The sequence below is a fragment of the Sulfuriferula sp. genome (assembly GCF_054605375.1).
This window is the reverse complement of sequence record NZ_JBTSEG010000007.1, coordinates 98,310-115,109: the sequence shown is the minus strand read 5'-3', so window position 1 is coordinate 115,109 and position 16,800 is coordinate 98,310. Positions and strand designations below refer to the sequence as shown.

At 54.9% G+C, this 16,800-nt stretch carries 22 protein-coding genes; 2 read left to right on the top strand and 20 right to left on the bottom strand.

Going from position 1 to position 16,800, the window contains the following annotated elements:
• The 3 genes from ACYCZJ_RS06430 to ACYCZJ_RS06420 all read right to left on the bottom strand — a co-directional run.
• Positions 1-136 (bottom strand): endonuclease/exonuclease/phosphatase family protein (locus tag ACYCZJ_RS06430; RefSeq protein ID WP_461553398.1); only part of this gene is annotated, 136 nt, incomplete at its 3' end.
• Between the two features lie 47 nt (positions 137-183).
• A complete protein-coding gene (locus tag ACYCZJ_RS06425; protein ID WP_461553395.1) occupies positions 184-747 on the bottom strand; it encodes a DUF4124 domain-containing protein in 564 nt (187 codons plus the stop codon).
• 24 nt (positions 748-771) lie between these two features.
• Positions 772-2,796, bottom strand: coding sequence for a M3 family metallopeptidase (locus ACYCZJ_RS06420; protein WP_461553394.1), 2,025 nt, complete (start codon positions 2,794-2,796; stop codon positions 772-774).
• A 62-nt stretch (positions 2,797-2,858) separates the two neighbouring features.
• Between ACYCZJ_RS06420 and ACYCZJ_RS06415 the strand changes: the two genes are divergently transcribed.
• Entirely contained in the window at positions 2,859-3,410 is a 552-nt protein-coding gene (locus tag ACYCZJ_RS06415; protein WP_461553393.1) for a gamma carbonic anhydrase family protein, read from the top strand.
• Positions 3,411-3,442: 32 nt separating this feature from the next.
• Here the strand turns inward: ACYCZJ_RS06415 and minE are convergent, their stop codons facing one another.
• Genes minE through minC form a run of 3 tightly spaced genes read right to left on the bottom strand, consistent with a single transcriptional unit; the run spans position 3,443 to position 5,323 of the window.
• Positions 3,443-3,697: a cell division topological specificity factor MinE gene (gene minE, locus ACYCZJ_RS06410; protein WP_124703810.1), complete on the bottom strand. Its 255-nt coding sequence runs from the start codon at positions 3,695-3,697 to the stop codon at positions 3,443-3,445.
• Between the two features lie 13 nt (positions 3,698-3,710).
• Positions 3,711-4,526, bottom strand: coding sequence for a septum site-determining protein MinD (gene minD / locus ACYCZJ_RS06405; RefSeq protein ID WP_461553392.1), 816 nt, complete (start codon positions 4,524-4,526; stop codon positions 3,711-3,713).
• A gap of 50 nt (positions 4,527-4,576) precedes the next feature.
• Positions 4,577-5,323 (bottom strand): septum site-determining protein MinC, encoded by a 747-nt coding sequence (gene minC / locus ACYCZJ_RS06400; protein WP_461553391.1) that lies wholly within the window; start codon positions 5,321-5,323, stop codon positions 4,577-4,579.
• Between the two features lie 379 nt (positions 5,324-5,702).
• Here minC and ACYCZJ_RS06395 point away from each other — a divergent pair, with 379 nt between their 5' ends.
• The gene (locus ACYCZJ_RS06395) at positions 5,703-5,843 is read left to right on the top strand and encodes a hypothetical protein (RefSeq protein ID WP_461553390.1); all 141 of its coding nucleotides are present in this window, start codon (positions 5,703-5,705) and stop codon (positions 5,841-5,843) included.
• 39 nt (positions 5,844-5,882) lie between these two features.
• On the opposite strand, the gene ACYCZJ_RS06390 is transcribed toward ACYCZJ_RS06395, so the two are convergent.
• The 14 genes from ACYCZJ_RS06390 to ACYCZJ_RS06325 form a co-directional block, all read right to left on the bottom strand.
• Positions 5,883-6,869, bottom strand: coding sequence for a TIGR00341 family protein (locus tag ACYCZJ_RS06390; protein ID WP_461553389.1), 987 nt, complete (start codon positions 6,867-6,869; stop codon positions 5,883-5,885).
• A gap of 59 nt (positions 6,870-6,928) precedes the next feature.
• Positions 6,929-7,615, bottom strand: coding sequence for a haloacid dehalogenase type II (locus tag ACYCZJ_RS06385; RefSeq protein WP_461553388.1), 687 nt, complete (start codon positions 7,613-7,615; stop codon positions 6,929-6,931).
• Between the two features lie 122 nt (positions 7,616-7,737).
• Positions 7,738-8,154: a thioesterase family protein gene (locus ACYCZJ_RS06380; protein WP_461553387.1), complete on the bottom strand. Its 417-nt coding sequence runs from the start codon at positions 8,152-8,154 to the stop codon at positions 7,738-7,740.
• Between the two features lie 18 nt (positions 8,155-8,172).
• On the bottom strand, positions 8,173-9,024 hold the full coding sequence (locus ACYCZJ_RS06375; RefSeq protein ID WP_461553386.1) for a DMT family transporter: 852 nt from the start codon (positions 9,022-9,024) through the stop codon (positions 8,173-8,175).
• A gap of 101 nt (positions 9,025-9,125) precedes the next feature.
• Complete coding sequence (locus tag ACYCZJ_RS06370; protein WP_461553385.1) at positions 9,126-9,689, bottom strand: DUF2628 domain-containing protein; 564 nt, start codon at positions 9,687-9,689, stop codon at positions 9,126-9,128.
• A 65-nt stretch (positions 9,690-9,754) separates the two neighbouring features.
• Positions 9,755-10,393 (bottom strand): glutathione S-transferase, encoded by a 639-nt coding sequence (locus ACYCZJ_RS06365; protein WP_461553384.1) that lies wholly within the window; start codon positions 10,391-10,393, stop codon positions 9,755-9,757.
• A 34-nt stretch (positions 10,394-10,427) separates the two neighbouring features.
• Complete coding sequence (locus tag ACYCZJ_RS06360) at positions 10,428-10,691, bottom strand: DUF6868 family protein (RefSeq protein WP_461553383.1); 264 nt, start codon at positions 10,689-10,691, stop codon at positions 10,428-10,430.
• 122 nt (positions 10,692-10,813) lie between these two features.
• Complete coding sequence (locus ACYCZJ_RS06355) at positions 10,814-11,425, bottom strand: fumarylacetoacetate hydrolase family protein (RefSeq protein WP_461553382.1); 612 nt, start codon at positions 11,423-11,425, stop codon at positions 10,814-10,816.
• Between the two features lie 138 nt (positions 11,426-11,563).
• The gene (locus ACYCZJ_RS06350) at positions 11,564-11,908 is read right to left on the bottom strand and encodes an antibiotic biosynthesis monooxygenase family protein (RefSeq protein WP_461553381.1); all 345 of its coding nucleotides are present in this window, start codon (positions 11,906-11,908) and stop codon (positions 11,564-11,566) included.
• A 66-nt stretch (positions 11,909-11,974) separates the two neighbouring features.
• Positions 11,975-12,238, bottom strand: a complete 264-nt coding sequence (locus tag ACYCZJ_RS06345; RefSeq protein ID WP_461553380.1) for a Txe/YoeB family addiction module toxin — start codon at positions 12,236-12,238, stop codon at positions 11,975-11,977.
• Positions 12,235-12,477 (bottom strand): type II toxin-antitoxin system Phd/YefM family antitoxin, encoded by a 243-nt coding sequence (locus ACYCZJ_RS06340; protein ID WP_461553379.1) that lies wholly within the window; start codon positions 12,475-12,477, stop codon positions 12,235-12,237. Before ACYCZJ_RS06340 ends, ACYCZJ_RS06345 begins: the two co-directional genes overlap by 4 nt.
• Before the next feature lie 97 nt (positions 12,478-12,574).
• On the bottom strand, positions 12,575-13,411 hold the full coding sequence (locus ACYCZJ_RS06335) for an REP-associated tyrosine transposase (protein ID WP_461553378.1): 837 nt from the start codon (positions 13,409-13,411) through the stop codon (positions 12,575-12,577).
• 539 nt (positions 13,412-13,950) lie between these two features.
• Entirely contained in the window at positions 13,951-14,583 is a 633-nt protein-coding gene (locus tag ACYCZJ_RS06330) for a hypothetical protein (RefSeq protein ID WP_461553377.1), read from the bottom strand.
• Between the two features lie 814 nt (positions 14,584-15,397).
• Positions 15,398-16,696, bottom strand: a complete 1,299-nt coding sequence (locus ACYCZJ_RS06325) for a dihydroorotase (RefSeq protein ID WP_461553376.1) — start codon at positions 16,694-16,696, stop codon at positions 15,398-15,400.
• Positions 16,697-16,800: the final 104 nt, after the last annotated feature.

Sequence of the window (16,800 nt, the reverse complement as noted above, 5' to 3'; positions counted from 1 at the left end):
CGTCACACGGAAATTTTCCGTCCTCCAGCTTGGTTTCCTGCAGGCACACTACATCGGGCTGGCGCGCAGCCAGCCAGTCAAGTAAATGCGGCAGGCGAACCTTGAGGGAATTGACGTTCCAGGTTGCAATTTTCATAAATGGCGCAAATTATTTGCCCTGCTCCAAACCGTGCTTTTCCGAGGCTATTTTTTAGGCGCCGGTGTCTGGGATGGACCTGTGGCAGAAGCGGGATTGTTTACTGCTTTGTCGGGTGCCGCAGTATCGGTTTTGCGTTCGCGCAACGGCAGGTTCGACTTGGGATAGCCGCCTTCGTCCAGTGCTGTATTCCAGCGATTGGGGTCGAAGCCTTTTACGTGTTGATTGCCAACCTTGAGCACCGGCACCTCCATCACGCCAACCAGCTTCATCAATTCGTCGGCGTCGGTTTTTTGATTCTGCGGATCTTTGGCGGCATAGGGAATACCGCGCTTGTCGAGCAGCTTGCGCGCCTCGTCGCATAGCGTGCCACATTGGCCCGCATAGAGGACAACAGGGTTTTTTGCGATGGCCTGCTGGAGCGGGTAAGACGCCTGCCCGTCGATCACGTTGTTGCCGATGGTGCGCTGCTCGGATTTTTTCACATCGGGCGGGGGCGGCTGATCGCTGTATTGAACATGGCCGTTTTTATCCACCCAGCGATAAACCTGGGCGGCATACACACTACTCGCACAGAGCAGTAACACCATCGAAGCTGCAAGTTTACGCATTGTTCCCCCCCTTATTTTATGTATTTAAACCATGCCATTGTGGCGTAACAAGGCATCGATGGACGGCTCGCGACCACGGAAGGCAACGAAGGATTCCAGTGCCGGACGCGAACCGCCCACCCCCAGAATTTCGCTCCAGAAGCGATGGCCGACGGCTTCAGACAGCACGCCGTTTTCCTCAAACAGGCTGTAAGCATCCGCTGACAGCACTTCAGCCCACTTGTAGCTATAGTAACCCGCGGCATAACCGCCCGCGAAGATGTGCGAGAAGTTATTGGGAAAGCGATTGTAATCCGGTGGCATCAGCACCGCGATCCGGGTACGGATTTCCTGCAGCAGTTGCAGCGCGGTTTTGCCGGTAGTGGGGTCGAAATCGTCGTGCAGGCGCATGTCGAACAGGGAGAACTCGATCTGGCGCAATGTCTGCAAGCCGCTCTGAAAATTCTTGGCAGCAATCATTTTGTCAAACAATTCGCGCGGCAGCGGCGCCTTGCTGTCGACATGCTGAGTCAAGTGTTTCAATACTTCCCATTCCCAGCAGAAATTTTCCATGAATTGCGATGGCAGCTCGACTGCGTCCCACTCCACACCATTGATGCCGGAGACGCCCAGATCCTCGATTTTAGTCAATAAGTGATGCAATCCGTGGCCGAATTCGTGGAACAGGGTAATCACTTCGTCGTGGGTGAATAGCGCCGGTTTGCCGCCGACCGGAGCGGAGAAATTGCAGGTGAGGTAGGCAACGGGGGTCTGGATGGCGTCATTTTTACGACGTCGGGTCAGCGCGTCGTCCATCCACGCGCCGCCGCGTTTATGCTCACGTGCGTACAAGTCCAGGTAGAACTGACCGATCAGGCTGCCGCTGCGATCGCGGATGTCGAAAAATTTCACATCCGGGTGCCAGGATTCGGTCTGGGAAGGGCGGATGTCCAGGCCGTATAGCGTTTCCACCAGCTTGAACATGCCGGGCAGCACCTGGGTTTCCGGAAAATACTGTTTCACCTCCTGATCGGAAAACGCATAGCGTGCAACGCGCAGCTTTTCGCTGGCATAGGTGGCATCCCAGGCTTGCAGATCGGCTAGCCCCAATTCGGCGCGTGCGAATTCGCGCAGTTCGTCCATATCGCGTTGGGCATGGGGTTTGGCCCGCGCACCCAGCTCGCTCAGAAAGTCTTTGACCTGCTGCGGCGTTTCCGCCATTTTTGTGGCCAGCGATTCTTCCGCATAGCTGGCAAAACCCAGCATGACGGCGTCCTCGCGGCGCAGGTTGACAATTTGCGTGATCAGGCTGGTGTTGTCCAGTTCGGGAGGGCCAAATTCGGACGCGCGGGTGACATAAGCCCGGTAAATCTGCTCGCGCAACGTGCGGTTGTCCGCGTACTGCATCACCGGCATGTATGAAGGCCCGTGCAGAGTGAGTTTCCAGCCTGGTTTGTCATCCCGCCCGGCAGCTTCGCGTGCGGCCTGCTTCACGTCATCGGGCAGACCGGCAAGCGTGGCTTCATCATCGACAAACAGGCTGAATGCATTGGTGGCGTCGAGCAGGTTTTCCTCGAATTTGGCGGACAGTTTGGCCAGTGCTTCCTGAATTTCCAGAAAACGCGGCTTGCGGTCTTCCGGCAACTCGGCACCACCCAGGCGAAAGCCACGCAGTTCATTGTCGATGATCTTTTTCTGTGCCGGATTCAGCGCCATGTAGCCCGCGCTGTCCTTGAGCGCCTTGAACTTGGCAAACAGGGCCAGATTCTGTGACATTTCGGCGTAATACTGGGTCAATTTGGGCAGGTTGGCGTTATAGACCTCGCGCAGTTCCGGGTTGTTCATAACACTGTTGAGATGCGACACCGGCCCCCATGCACGCGACAGGCGCTCGTTGGCGTCCTCCATCGGCTGCACGAAAGTTTTCCAGGTGGGCGCTTCGGCGGCGTTGGCGAGCTGTTCTACCAGCGTCTTGTTCTCTTCCAGCAGCGTATCCACGGCGGGCGTGACGTGTTCGGGTTTGATTTGCGTGAAGCGCGGCAGAGCGGAAAAATCGAGCAAAGGATTCATGGTGCGACCTGTAAGAAATTCATGGCAATATAATAACCGTTTTCAAAAGCGAGATAACTCCTATGTCAGGACAGCCCCCGGTACAGAATGTTCAGGCTTTTTGCGGCGTGCTGCCGCGCATGGGGCGCGGCAGCTGGGTGCATGACAGTGCCCGCGTCATTGGCGACGTCTATTTTGGTGACAACGTTTCGATATGGTGTGGTGCCGTGGTTCGCGGCGACGTCAACAGTATCCGCATTGGCGCTGGAACCAACATTCAGGACAACAGCGTGCTGCACGTATCCCACAAGACCGGGGGCGATCCCGTTGGCGGCCCATTGTTGATCGGCACCCATGTTACCGTTGGCCACAGTGTTATCCTGCACGGCTGCACGGTAGGTGACGAATGCCTGATCGGCATGGGCTCCATCGTCATGGATAAAGCGATCATCGAGCCGCGCGTGTTGCTGGGCGCAGGAAGTCTGGTGCCGGAGGGCAAGGTGCTGGCTAGCGGTTACCTGTATATTGGCCGCCCCGCCAAGCAGGTGCGGCCGTTGACCGATGAGGAGCAACTTTATTTCAACTATTCCGCAGAACATTACATGAAACTCGCGCGGGATTATCAGCAGCCCTGATCATCCGGTATGCCCCGGCGGGCTCATACCATTCAGGTTTGCGGGATTTCGATTTTGACTTCAAGTACCTCGAGATTGTCCTGGCGCTCCAGGCTGACTTTGATATCATCCGCGCCGATCTTCACGTATTTCGAGATCACGGCCACCAGCTCTTTTTGCAGCGCCGGCAAATAATCGGCGGGCGCATGGCCGCCGGCACGTTCGTGCGCGATAATCAGTTGCAGGCGTTCCTTGGCGACTGAAGCGGTCTTCTTCTTTTCGCCAAGTAGAAACGAGAGTATGGACATCATGATTACTCCCTTATTTATTGCCGAACAGGCGTTTGAGCAAGCCCGGCTTCTGGTAGTCGGTAAAGCGTAGCGGCCTGTCTTCTCCGAGGAATCGGGCGACCACATCCTGATAGGCCATGGCTACATCGGTACCTTCGAGATGAACCGCCGGCACGCCCTGGTTCGAGCCATGCAGCACCGATTCCGACTCGGGCACGACGCCGATGAGTTGTATGCGCAGGATTTCCTGGATATCGGTCAGTGACAGCATTTCGCCTTCGCTGACCCGTTTCGGGTTGTAACGCGTAATCAGCAAATGCTCCTTGATCGGGTCCTTGCCATCGATCGCGCGTTTGGTTTTGGACGACAGCATGCCGAGTATCCGGTCCGAATCGCGTACCGATGACACTTCCGGATTGGTGACGATCAGGGCCTCATCGGCAAAATGCATCGCCAGCAGCGCGCCCGACTCGATACCCGCGGGTGAATCGCAGACGATGTACTCGAAGTCCATGCCGCGCAGATCGTTGATCACCTTTTCGACGCCTTCATGCGTTAGCGCGTCCTTGTCGCGAGTCTGCGAGGCGGGCAGGATGAACAGGTTTTCGCATTTCTTGTCCTTGATCAGTGCCTGATTGAGGTTGGCCTCTTCCTGGATCACATTGATCAGGTCATATACCACACGGCGCTCGCAACCCATGATCAGATCAAGATTGCGCAGACCCACGTCGAAATCAATCACCGCCGTCTTGTGGCCGCGCAACGCGAGACCTGCAGCGAAACTGGCGCTGGTGGTGGTCTTGCCGACGCCGCCTTTGCCTGAGGTCACCACGATGATTTTTGTCATACCTTGCCTTTAGTTAAATGGTTGGATTGCAGACGGAAACCGTTACGTGCTCAGTTGAGTTTCAACGGTTCGATGATTAATTTTTCCTGATCCAGTCTAACCTGAACCGGTTTGCCCAGCACATTGTCCGGCAAAGGGTTTTCCGCTGTGCGGTAGATGCCCGCAACGGCGATCAGTTCGGGTTCGAAACAGGTGCAGAAAATGCGTGCATCATGGTCGCCGTGGACGCCGGCCAGCGCGCGGCCGCGCAATGGCGCATAGATGTGAATGCTGCCGGCGGCGATAACTTCCGCGCCGAAACTGACTAGGCCCAGCACGACCAGATCGCCGGGTGCGTAAATCTGTTGCCCGGAACGCAACGGCTTGTCGATCACCATTGTGGTAGGCGCTGGCTTGATGATGGTTTCGTTGTCAGGCGGCTGCGGAGCGGGGGGTGGCGAGTCAGGCGCGTCTGGCACAGCGACCGGTTTGCCGGCTTCGCGCCGCTCGCGTAATTCGAGCAAGGGTAAATTCCCCTGCTCGGCCCATTCCTGCTGTGCTTCGTCGGCAACAACGCCGACCGGGTGCAAACGAAACTCGCTTAACAGCGCAGCGAGCCCGGCAACGGGAATGCGCTCGTTTTCCAGGCGGCGCAGGTCGATGGCGACAGCATCGTTGGCGAAAAATCCGGGCGTCGCCTCATAGCGGCGCGCCAACTCGGCGCGAAGCTCCGAGAGATCGGTTGATTTGACGATGAAAAGAAGGGTATCGACGGTGCTGTTGCGCAGTTCAAAATAGGGCAGTTTTTTGTGCGACATAAGCTGTATGCAGTAAGTTTTGCGTATTTTACCGCGTTCGAGCGAAAGAAAAGAACCTCATTTTTGAGAAATGCGGCAGCGCGCCTTCTGTCCAGTTTGTTCCAGGCGGCCGTGCAGGTGAGCCTTGCTAGGGTTGACGTGCGGATGTTCTTTTGTGCAGCTCGTAATAGGCAACCAATAGCAGAATAATGGGTGAGCCGAAACTGATCATAAACGGCGTGAGATTGACCAAGCGATTGATCCAGATTGTGCTCGCAGTCATTGTTGTCCAGATCATATAAATGATGGAAATAACCGTAAACAGCAGAGTTGGCAGGAGAAACCACGCGGAGTTTTTGCCGCCCGCTCTGACCAGATGCGCCGAAAAAAGGAAACCGCTATGACAACGACGGCGGAAACAACACCCCATGCCATGCCGAAAAATCCGGATATCAAGGTGCCGATCTGGAAAACCAGCAGCATGGCGATGACTGAGGCGACAATGTATTTGAGTGTTCTATCTGACATGAATGGTCCCTGATTTCATGAAGAACGCACCGTCTTCGACAGTAGTGCCTGCCTATTGGCTGGTGATGGTCCGGCGGCCATAGATGAAAAATACAAGGACAATCAACGTTACCAGCCATCCCATGACATATATTGCCATTGCATGTTTCGCTTTCTTTTTTTCCCACCAGGTGCGCGGGCGAATGCCTTTGATGAAAAAAACCACCTTGCTGGCCAAATTAACGCACACCAGATTGATAAGCAAAAGCAGGCCCGCGCCGGTAGCGAGGCTGGCATCCCCATGGCCCAGCATGAGACCGAAGGTGACTGCCGGTGGAAGCAATGCGACCGCGACCATCACGCCGACCAGTACGCTCGATAATCCGGTCATCAGCGAGAGCGCTGCCGCCGCGCCAGAAGCGAGCGCCAGGGCTATGGAATCCAGGCCCACTTGGGTACGTGCGATCAATTCCGGGCTGGAAACATCGAATAACACGAACATGCCTATCAGTACCGACAGGCTGATCGCCAACAGAATCCCGACAGAGTTGGTCAGCGCCGATTTACGCATTAATGACGTATCACCCAGGGCCGTACCCAGCCCGAAAGCCAGGTTGGGACCCAGTAATGGCGCAATCACCATTGCGCCGATGACTACTGCCACATTGTTTTCGATTAAGCCGATTGCGGCCACGGTCGTCGACAGGAATACCAGTACGATAAAATTCAGGTCCAGCCGCGCATTTTTTTCGACACCTGCGTATAGGGCTTCACGTGTGGCGGCCGCCTCATTCTCTTCCTTGCGCTCCTCTTCCGATGGTTTGGGCAGCGAAATTTCCACTGGCAACACGACGATGCGTGTGGCCGGGTGAGAACCAAGCAGGTTCTGCAGCGAATCGAGCACTGCCTGGATTTTGTCGTCGGCCACAAGTAGTCGCATCGGCTGCATTCCGTCTTCGCCGACAACACCGAGGCGGAAATCAGAAGCTTCAAGTTTTTCCGCGATGGCTGAAACAGTGTCGGCACTGCCCGCGGCAGTGACCACCTCAACGTATTTCATGTTCGCTCTTTCCGCGCTTCGTGAATATGGCCCGCATTTTCATTCGGGCACATAAGGTTTCAAATAGGCTTACATTGCTGCTTCACTTGTTCGGCCAAATGTAACAGGCTACTCATGGTTAGCGTGGGCTCGATTCCCCACGGATCGAATAAGGCTTCGGATGAACGCTTTATCCAGGCGGCCCGCATGCCTGCCGAGATGGCGCCGATTACATCGAAAGGGTTGCTTGAGATCAGCCAGGTATCAACCCCCGAAGCACCGGCACGGCGTAAAAAATGACTGTATACCCCGGGGTTGGGTTTGTACGATTTCATTTCATCCGTACTGACCACGCCGCTAAAATAGTTCCTGATTCCGGCATGGTCGAGCAATGTTTCCACGGCTTCGGCGCTGCCATTCGAAAACGCGAATAATTTAAAACCGGCATTTTTTGCCTGGGCCAATCCGGCTTCTACATCATCGAATGCAGGTAGGCGTTTATACGCTGCCATCAAGGCTTCCCTGTCCTGCTCGCCAAGGGCTAGTTTGAGGTATGAGCATGCATAATCGAGGGCATTCCGGGTACAGACGGCAAAGTTTTCATAATTCTGCATCAGGCCACGCCGAAACGAATATTCCAGCTGTTTCTCGCGCCAGATCCGCGAAAACGCCGGAGCCATATTGCCGGCATGTTTCTCGAGTGCAATCACGACGCCATGCGTATCAATTAGTGTCCCGTAAACATCAAATGCCAGTGTGATAGCCATTTTTTTCCTTGAGCGCCATGCTTATAGCATTGTATGCGATTGGCAGGGTGCGCATCTTTGTCCGATCGCTGAAGATGGCGATGAGCACAGTATGCAGAGACTTGAATTCATACGAAGTGCAGTCATGATTTTTTTTCGCCCAGCTTCGCAATAAACCGCTCCCTGTTGATGATGAATCGTTCGTGCCGTCCTTTTGAAATTAAATCCACCCCGTCGTGAGCCTCCACGGCAAAAACGAGTTTTCTGCCCTCAACGGCGATCAATTTTACCGTAGCCGTGACCTCCAGGCCGGGCGGTGTCGCTGCTTCATGGCTGACGTCAATGTGTGTTCCCACTGTTTGCTCGTGTGGCCAATCAATATGCGGATTGATTGCCTTGATGCATGCCCATTCCAGAAATCCCACCAGGAAGCCGGTAGCAGAAACCTCTGGCATCACCACAAATTCCGCTGCCTCCGGGTACAGCGCTGGTATGGTTTTCGATACGGGCACGATGAATTTGTGTTCGTAGCAGATACCGGGTTTGAGCGTTTCTTTCAATGGGCTCTCCTATTGTTATCAATCAGGCGGTATTTTTTGTTTTTCAAGAATCACCAGAGCGATGCCGCCGAGAATCGCCAGCGAGGCCAATAGCAGGCGCAGGGAAACAGCTTCGCCGAGGAAAGCAATACCGCCCAGCGCCGCGATCACCGGAACGCTCAACTGTATCGTGGCGGCACTCGTGGCTTTCAGGGCAGGTAATACGCTATACCATAAGGCATATCCTATTCCGGATGCCAGTGCTCCTGACGAAACCGCATACCAGAATCCGGCAATATCCCATGAGGTTCGGTCCAGCATAAGTGCGCCCAGTAAGATCGAGATAGGTGCGGCACGCAGGAAATTGCCCGCCGTTACGCTGACAGGATCGCCTGCCGTTTTCCCGCGCAAGGAATAGATGCCCCATGCCACGCCGGCACCCAGCATCAATATGGAACCAGGCAGTGGCGGCGCAGAGAGACCCGGCAACAGCAGGCCGACAATTCCTGTAAAAGCGAGCGCCAGTCCGAGGAGCTGCAGTCCGCGCAAACGCTCCCCAGACCAGATGCCGTGGCCGATCATCGTCGCTTGCACCGCGCCAAATAACAATAGTGCACCGGTCGCCGCCGGCAGGCTGACGTAAGCAAAAGAAAAACCGGCCGCATAAATAAGCAAGGCAATTGCCGATGGCCAGTTGCCCCGCCCACCGGGTGTGGTACGCCGCATTCGTACCAACAGCCAAAGCATCGCGGCGCCGGAAATCAGCCGAATGGCCGTAAAGCTGGTCGCATCAATGCTGGTATGTTTAAGCGCAGCCCGGCACAGCAGTGAATTGCCGGCAAATGCGATCATGGCGAGCACGGTCAGGGTAATGGTTCGGGTTATAGGCATGGAAAATCTTAAGATCATAAGTCGCCAGTCTGGATGTTCGAATTTTTCAGCATGGGTTCACTCCTTTTTTGCGGAGTCGTGCATCAGCGCAAGCTTAACCACTACCACCAGCCGTTTTCATCCAACACCATTTTCTTGTAGTAATCGATATTCGCGCGCATTGCGAATACAGCACTTACACCGTAGCCAAGCGAGCCTGCGATTTTGCCCAAGCCGAAATAACCAAGTGCGATACTCAGCACAACCACGACTGATACACCCGCCAATAAAATGGCAAGGCCTTTCTTCCACATGCCTTTTGCTATGTAGTAAAGCGGGCCGAAGAGGAACGCGAGTACATTAAAGCTGTACGCGTCGCGGCGCTCGTTCTTCGGCAGGTTTTTCAGGTTTGGAAATTTGGCGCCGCCCGCACGCGCGATTGCCTTGAATCGCGCTTTCCATTTCTCGGATACCGGAAGCGCCTCGATCGATTCATCCGAATACGTTTCCTCAACATCGGCTACATTTGATGCCGGGGGCGCGTAAGGGTTGTGTGACGGCATTAGGCTCTCCTCATAAGAAATATGCTGAATACTTGAATTTAATGGATTATTGATACGCATGCCGATCAGGAAAACGACAAAATCGTCTTCAAGCGTGGCGGTCAGTCGTTCTCGACGAATCATAAGCGATGGCTCCAGGGGTAAGCGACGATAGGCATGACCGGTCGGGAAGCATGAACGACAAAAGTTTAACCGATATGTGGATAGGTACCCGAGCCGTGCGGCGCTGCCTTGAACTCCGGCAGCAGCTCGGCGCGCGATGAAAGCGCACACAGGTTCGGGTAGCTCGCAGCGCTGATGACCTCCGGGAGCGCCATTTGAGTAAAGTGCCATGCGACTGCCGTGCTGATACCTGCCTGGCTGATTGTCTTGCTATTGATCGCCAAGGGCTTGCGATCAAGCTCGGCTTCCAGTGCGTCATACGCTGCCTGGAGCTGGCCTGTGACACGCGATACCCAAGGTTCGTGCTGTTTCTCCACGGGCCGGTGATTGCGCTCATAGATGATCTGGACGCTCTTCTCACAAGCGGCGAGGGCAAGGCCAATCACGCGGAGCGCGTGCTGGAACGCCGATATATCGATGGGCATAAGACTTCTGCGCGGGGTAGCAAGCGCCTCGGCATACTCGAGGATGAGTGTCGAATCCATCAGAACCTCGCCGTCATCACACACGAGCGACGGCGCTTTGACGACAGGGTTGATCTGCTGAAATTGGGCGAACGTGCTGAGCACCGAGATTGATCGGTGCTCGAAACGGAGATCAAGCAGTTGCAGCGAGATGGCTACGCGTCGGACGTAGGGTGAATCGAGCATACCGATGAGTTGCATGGCACCTCCGGATGGGCGTGGAAAGTGGGTGTTATCAGCCCGCCCCGGCAGACGCACGGGACATGGCGGCAAGCGCGATGAATGGAACAAGATTGAGCAGAAAGATCCCGAGCTTGCAGGTTGCCATGCTGGCGTAGTGGACAGTATCGAAAGTTTCGACCGATAGCCTGAACCAGCGCGTATGCAGGCGATACATCCAGTCGTGAGCGAGTACGAAGACCGCAAACCAGACAAACAGGATTGCATAGTTAATGGCCGCACACCAAAGCAGCATCGCCTTAATTTCGCCGATGGCCATGACTAACCTCCTTCGAATCGGGCATGCTCGAATAGCATGAAGTCCGGCAGCGCAAAGTACGAGCCCCGGATTGCCTGAATAGCATATCAGGCATCTGCATAAATTGACGACTGCGCGGAGGGTTACTTTACTACCCATGCACCTTCTACGATCAACCGCTCGTTTTCAAATATTTTTCCTGAAAATGTATCACCAGGATTAATCACGCCGACGCCTTTGGGTGTGCCGGTCATGATTAAATCACCATCCTCAAATGACAGAAAGCCCTTCATCTCGCTCAAGATATTATCCGGCTTGTTTAACATGAGCTCATAGCCGGACTTCTGGGCTAATCTATTGTTGATGTAAAGCGCCATGCGGAGCGCCTGGATATTGCCATTCAAGCTGACAAATTCGCTGAATACCGCAGATTTATCGAACGCCTTCGCCCGTTCCCATGGCAATCCCTCGGCCTTCAGTCTGGATTGCACCTCCCTTTTTGTCAGATCCAGTCCAAACCCGACGCCGCAGAGTTTTCCCGACCAAACCAGAAAGGCTATTTCTCCCTCGAAATGAATCGCATCGTTTTTGTTGTAACAGATATCGTTTGATATGGATGAATTGGGTTTGATAAAGATGACTGGCTCGGTCGGGACTGCGTTATTCAGCTCCTCGATATGATCCACATAATTTCTTCCGAGGCACACGATTTTTGAGGGATGAATCTCTTTGCCATCCCAGCGCACTGATTTCATAAATTAACGTCCAGGCAAGAATTGCCGGTTGGAAATATCGGCTTCGTTATGAAGCGATAGTGCTGTGGCTTCCCTGCGCGCAACGTCCAGCGTCCGAGCGTAATAATTTCAGGACACATGGCGCCGCAAAGTGATGGATCAGCCGTGTGCGGCCTGGCTATCTTCAGGCGCCTCGTTGCGCTCTTCTAATCCGTAGTCCCGCACAACATGTGCGACACGTATCCGGTATTCTGCGAATACGCTGTCCCGTCCTTTTGCCTGAACTTTTCGATGGCCCTCCATGTTTCGCCATGTGCGGATCGATTCCTCGTCTCTCCAGAAAGACAGCGACAGGTACTTCCCTTTTGTTGTCAGGCTCTCAAATCGTTCTATGGAAATGAACCCTTCAATTTCTTCCAGGAGAGGCCTGAGTTCCGCTGCCAGATCGAAATACTCCTTGGCGCTGCCTTCGGCTGGCCAGACTTCAAAGATTACTGCAATCATGATGATCTCCTGTGGAGGTGTACTACTCCGACCTCGTTCGTGTTGATGGATGGGTTGGGCCTCTACTCACTCATAGTGAGTCCACATACGCAGGACGCGAACCGTTTTCTCTTTGGCGAAGACTTCGTACACGATGCGGTGCTGGATATTGATGCGGCGAAAGTATGCGCCGGCCAGATCGCCGACCAACTTCTCGAAGGGGGGTGGATTTTGAAATGGGTCATTGGCAAGAACCGCGAGCAGTTCTTGCGCCTTTGATTTAAGACCGCTTGCAGAGAGCTTCTTTGCATCCTTCATTGCTTGCTTAGCATAAACAAGCGCCCAACTCACCACTTAAGCTCTGTCGAGCTTTTTACCAGGGACTCCGCCATCCCCGTCTTGATGGATTCGCGCATGCCAGGCACGGCCAGTAGGTACAGGGTTTCTTGAATGGCACTCCAATCTTCCGCAGAGAGAAGAACGGCACTGTTGCGCTTTCCGGAAATGATGATCGGCTCGTGTGATTCCACTGTTTGGTCAATAAGCCGGTACAGATTGGCGCGAGCTTCGCTGGCGGTAAGGGTGTTCATTTCGTGCTCCTTTAAGAGGCCTTAACGGTACGTTAACACGTACGTATTGTCAAGAGAAGCGCGCGAAGCGCGGGGTCAGGTCTAGATAAATAGCGCATCACCCACCCCTTCTAACAATTTTTCCTACCGTCGTGAAGTGCATGCCGAAGTGATCAGCGAGTTGTTGGTAAGAATACCCACCCGTTGCGTATGCCGCAACGATAGCCGTATTTCTGTCTAGCGCACGACGCGCTATTTCGGATAATAGCGGCGGCGGAGGACGTCGCTGCGCAAGGGGAATTTGCACATCGTCCTTGCCTGACTGGAGGTGCGCTTGCATGCGCTGCACAAACTGCTCATCCCCGAGGAATACCTGGCCTTTGAGATTCGACCAGGGCGAAGCCACCTGGATGCCCTCTGCGACAAATTGCGCATAACGCTGCTGTGCCAAGCTGCGCCGTTTGGCAAACTGCGCCAGCAAGCCATCAACTGCCAGCCAGGCGGCGATAGGCTCCAGCCCCACACTTGCCCGGTAGCTGCTCCATGGCCAGTCGGCTGGCTTTTTCACCATGCCTGCCCGGACGGGGTTGAGTACGACATAACGCGATAACTCCAGCAGATAGGCATCGCTGTCTACCAGAATGGCTTTGAAGCGGCCTTGAAATAAATGTCCCACGCGCTGGTGGCGCCGATTGCTGGCTTGGGTGTAAACGCCATTGAGTTGACGCATGCCCTTGGACAAATTGCCGTCCGGCGTTTGAATCAGCAAGTGGTAATGGTTATCCATCAGGCACCAGGCATGGCATGCCCAGTTGAACCGGGCAATGACCTGTTCCAGTGCCGATAGGAACATCCGCCTATCCTGGCCGTCCTCAAAAATGTCTTCGCGCCTATCCCCACGCGCGGTGACGTGATAAAGGGCACCTGGAAATTCTATGCGGACGGGGCGGGACATGATGGTGGGAATATAGCATGTAATGCGCTATGTATCTAGACCTGACCCCATTGTTTCAGAGTTATTGATTCGGCCAAGTGAAGTTTGAACTCTGATTAGTCAGCGAAACTTGCGAGTGCGGCAAGGGAGGCGCTGAGCGAGTTCAAACATATTCTGGCCGGATCAATAGGCCAGATAAGCGGCACAATGCTACGAATATAGACCTGACCCCGTATTTCCCGTTTCTTTGGACCCCGTATTTCTTTGGAACTTAAGCGGCTGTTGGCGCGAATGACCTTCTGCAGGATATCGCGAGCGCTCTTGGTCCAGATGAACGGCTTGGGATTGGCATTGTGGCGAGCGATGTATTGCTCAATAGCATATTAAATCGAGTCCGACCCCATTTCCATTTCCATTTCCACGGCTACGCATGACGAAAAAATCGTGTGCGCCTTGTTGATGAACCGCCCGGTGCGGACCCGCATGCCGGGTGGTGTGGGGAGGGCCGGCTAGAAGCCGGTCCTTACCCGATTATGCGGCATTTGTCCATACTGCATTGGTTATCTTGAGGTGCAAGAGGTATTCGAACCATATGTCGTGCAATTGGTTCTTACCGTAGACGTAGATGGAGCAGTGATCTTGTTGATCGATTGAATCGCGTTCATCGTAGCTTGGTCAGCATCTGATTGACGCTTCTGGGCCAACTGAGCTTCCGTCATTTCCTTTTGCGCGGCTACTTCCTGCGCGACCCTTCTATTTGCAAAATATTGCTTTTGCAACTCCAGTAGGCAATTGCCAAATTCGGGCGTATTGGGGACAAACCCAAAGTCTTGCTGGCACATCCGCTTGGAATTCTCGACTTCGGCTCTAACCTGCTGATTTTCCGCTTCAACCATTTTTTGCTGCCTCAGGCCAACATCGGCTGCCGTCATGCATTGGAAACTAATTTCTGCTTTGGCGTATCGAGCAGGGCCGGAAGGCGCACCAGTAATTTTTCCAATAATTGGCGGTGCGCCCTTGTTCTTACAGAACTCGTCAATTTCCTGTCGACAGGCGGCAATAGCACCATTAGGAGAAAAATCGAAGAACCCGCCGGTAGTTTGACATTGGTAGTTCGAATCTCCTTGTGGAAAGATGTCGGCGATTGCTTGCCCAGAAAGAACAATTAAAACGCTCATTGCAAGAAACTTCATTTTTCTCTCCCACAAATAATTGAAAGTTGATAACCATTAGCCGTACTTCGTGCGTGTGCTGCATAACGTAGGTTCGCTTAGCATATGTAACGGCTTCGGAGAATGTTAGAACCATTATGCCGAGGGCGGTCAGTTCTACGCGACTGCCAAGAATGCCACGTGGCTGCGTCTTGGAGTTGCCGTCTCGGGTGACAAGGACCGCTCCCGCGATCTTTGCTGTGAGAACAACTTCAACGTCATTTCGATCTGAGTCCGTGTTTACGCCCAAAGGAAATATCGCCTTCTCAATCTTCGCGCGCCAGTCAACTTCAAGTTCTGATTGCCCAGATAGGCCAGCCCAAGTGTAGTTTTCAGTCTTGGCCTGACGGGCGGAACTGCCGTGACCTGCCTCGATGTACGCAATTTCGGAGTACTCTAGGTCGACTTTTCCAAGAGCATCGAGACGTTCAAGCTCGTTCAGGCTGTCGTCGGCCTGTCGGGCGTTTACGGCATTTGCATCAAGATGGATTAGCATACGAGCCATGGATTGGCGACCCTAACGAATGAAAGGGACTTCCCCGTCCCGAAGCTGCGGCGAAGTTGCCGCGAACGGCATCAAAAGTGCCATGATGGAAATGGCGGTTTTCATCAATCACCAAGAGGGGAAAGTCATGAACATTATCAGCATAGGAATCGATCTCGCCAAGAACATTTTTGCCGTCCACAGCGTAGATGAAAACGAGCGCAAAATGGGGTCAGACTCGATAATTTATCTCCGCATAAGGCCGCCAGACGAGACTGTCGCGCGCGAGCAAACACAGGGCCGGTCGGGATTCTACTTGCGCCCCTGCCCATTCTCCGCCGCCTCAAACACCACATGCCCCTCCACCAGCGTGGCCGTTACCCTCCCCTGCATTTCATAACCCAAAAACGGTGTGTTCTTGCCTTGGCTTTTGAGTACGCTGGATGCGACTATCCACGCGGCTTCAGGGTCGAACACGCAGATGTCTGCGGCATGGCCGATAGCCAGATGCCCAGCGTCGAGGCCGAGGATATGGGCGGGTTGATGGGTGATGCGCGCTAGCGCCTGGCTGAGCGGGATGTCGTTTTCGCGCGCCCATTTCAGCGTCAATGGCAGCAACAGTTCCAGCCCGGTGGCGCCGGGTTGGGATTCGCCGAAGGGCATTTGCTTGCCGTCTTCGTCCACCGGCGTGTGGTCGGAGCACAGCGCGTCCACGGTGCCGTCGGCGAGGGCGGCACGGATCGCGTCGCGGTCGCGCAGGCCGCGCAACGGGGGCACGAGATGGTGGTTGGTGTCGAAATAGCCGATGTCCAGCTCGCTGAGGTGGACGTGGTTGATGCCGACGTCGCAGCTTACGTTGAGGCCTTCGGCCTTGGCGGTGCGTACCATCGCCAGGCTCTCGGCGGCGGAGAGGCGGCACAGATGCACGCGTGCGCCGGTTTCCTTTGCCAGCAGCAGGATGGTGGCGAGCGCGACGGTCTCGGCGCTGGTCGGGATGGCAGCCAGGCCCAGGCGCGTGGCGACAAAGCCGTCGTGCGCCACGCCGCCTTTGGCGAGGTAGGCGTCCTGCGGGCGCAGCCACACGGTGAAGCCGAAGGTGGCGGCGTATTCCAGCGCGCGCACCAGCACCTGGGTGTCGGTGATGGGGGCGTCGGCCTGGGAGAAGCCCACGCAGCCGGCGTCGCGCAGCTCGGCCATTTCGGTGAGGCGCGCACCTTCGAGTTTCTGGGTCAGCGCGCCGATGGGGTAGACGCGCGCCTGGTTGAGATTCTGGGCGCGGAACTTGAGCATTTCCACCAGGCCGGGTTCGTCCAGCGGCGGATCGGTGTCGGGCGGACAGGCCAGGCTGGTGATGCCGCCGGCGCACGCGGCATCCATTTCCGATTCGAGCGTCGCCTTGTATTCAAAGCCCGGTTCGCGCAGGCGCGCGGCGAGATCGACCAGGCCGGGACAGACGATGCAGTTGCTGGCGTCGATCACGCGGTTGGCTTGAAAGTCCTTGGGTGCGCTGCCGATGGCAGCGATTTTTCCGGCTGCGATATAGAGGTCGGCGTGGGTGTCGAGGCCATGCTTGGGGTCGATCAGGCGGCCGTTCTTGATGTGAATTTTCATGATTTTTTCAGCTTATTCATTAACGAGCCTTTGGTATCCGAACCCCAAAAAACTGGAACATGGCAGGGCGCAATAACCAACGGGCATTGCGCCGAATGCATGCG

Coding starts and splice junctions, on each gene's coding strand:
- ACYCZJ_RS06425 (WP_461553395.1), bottom strand. CDS start 747: ATGCGTAAACTTGCAGCTTCGATGGTGTTACTGCTCTGTGCGAGTAGT.
- ACYCZJ_RS06420 (WP_461553394.1), bottom strand. CDS start 2,796: ATGAATCCTTTGCTCGATTTTTCCGCTCTGCCGCGCTTCACGCAAATC.
- ACYCZJ_RS06415 (WP_461553393.1), top strand. CDS start 2,859: ATGTCAGGACAGCCCCCGGTACAGAATGTTCAGGCTTTTTGCGGCGTG.
- minE (WP_124703810.1), bottom strand. CDS start 3,697: ATGTCCATACTCTCGTTTCTACTTGGCGAAAAGAAGAAGACCGCTTCA.
- minD (WP_461553392.1), bottom strand. CDS start 4,526: ATGACAAAAATCATCGTGGTGACCTCAGGCAAAGGCGGCGTCGGCAAG.
- minC (WP_461553391.1), bottom strand. CDS start 5,323: ATGTCGCACAAAAAACTGCCCTATTTTGAACTGCGCAACAGCACCGTC.
- ACYCZJ_RS06395 (WP_461553390.1), top strand. CDS start 5,703: ATGACAACGACGGCGGAAACAACACCCCATGCCATGCCGAAAAATCCG.
- ACYCZJ_RS06390 (WP_461553389.1), bottom strand. CDS start 6,869: ATGAAATACGTTGAGGTGGTCACTGCCGCGGGCAGTGCCGACACTGTT.
- ACYCZJ_RS06385 (WP_461553388.1), bottom strand. CDS start 7,615: ATGGCTATCACACTGGCATTTGATGTTTACGGGACACTAATTGATACG.
- ACYCZJ_RS06375 (WP_461553386.1), bottom strand. CDS start 9,024: ATGCCTATAACCCGAACCATTACCCTGACCGTGCTCGCCATGATCGCA.
- ACYCZJ_RS06370 (WP_461553385.1), bottom strand. CDS start 9,689: ATGATTCGTCGAGAACGACTGACCGCCACGCTTGAAGACGATTTTGTC.
- ACYCZJ_RS06365 (WP_461553384.1), bottom strand. CDS start 10,393: ATGCAACTCATCGGTATGCTCGATTCACCCTACGTCCGACGCGTAGCC.
- ACYCZJ_RS06360 (WP_461553383.1), bottom strand. CDS start 10,691: ATGGCCATCGGCGAAATTAAGGCGATGCTGCTTTGGTGTGCGGCCATT.
- ACYCZJ_RS06355 (WP_461553382.1), bottom strand. CDS start 11,425: ATGAAATCAGTGCGCTGGGATGGCAAAGAGATTCATCCCTCAAAAATC.
- ACYCZJ_RS06350 (WP_461553381.1), bottom strand. CDS start 11,908: ATGATTGCAGTAATCTTTGAAGTCTGGCCAGCCGAAGGCAGCGCCAAG.
- ACYCZJ_RS06340 (WP_461553379.1), bottom strand. CDS start 12,477: ATGAACACCCTTACCGCCAGCGAAGCTCGCGCCAATCTGTACCGGCTT.
- ACYCZJ_RS06335 (WP_461553378.1), bottom strand. CDS start 13,411: ATGTCCCGCCCCGTCCGCATAGAATTTCCAGGTGCCCTTTATCACGTC.
- ACYCZJ_RS06330 (WP_461553377.1), bottom strand. CDS start 14,583: ATGAAGTTTCTTGCAATGAGCGTTTTAATTGTTCTTTCTGGGCAAGCA.
- ACYCZJ_RS06325 (WP_461553376.1), bottom strand. CDS start 16,696: ATGAAAATTCACATCAAGAACGGCCGCCTGATCGACCCCAAGCATGGC.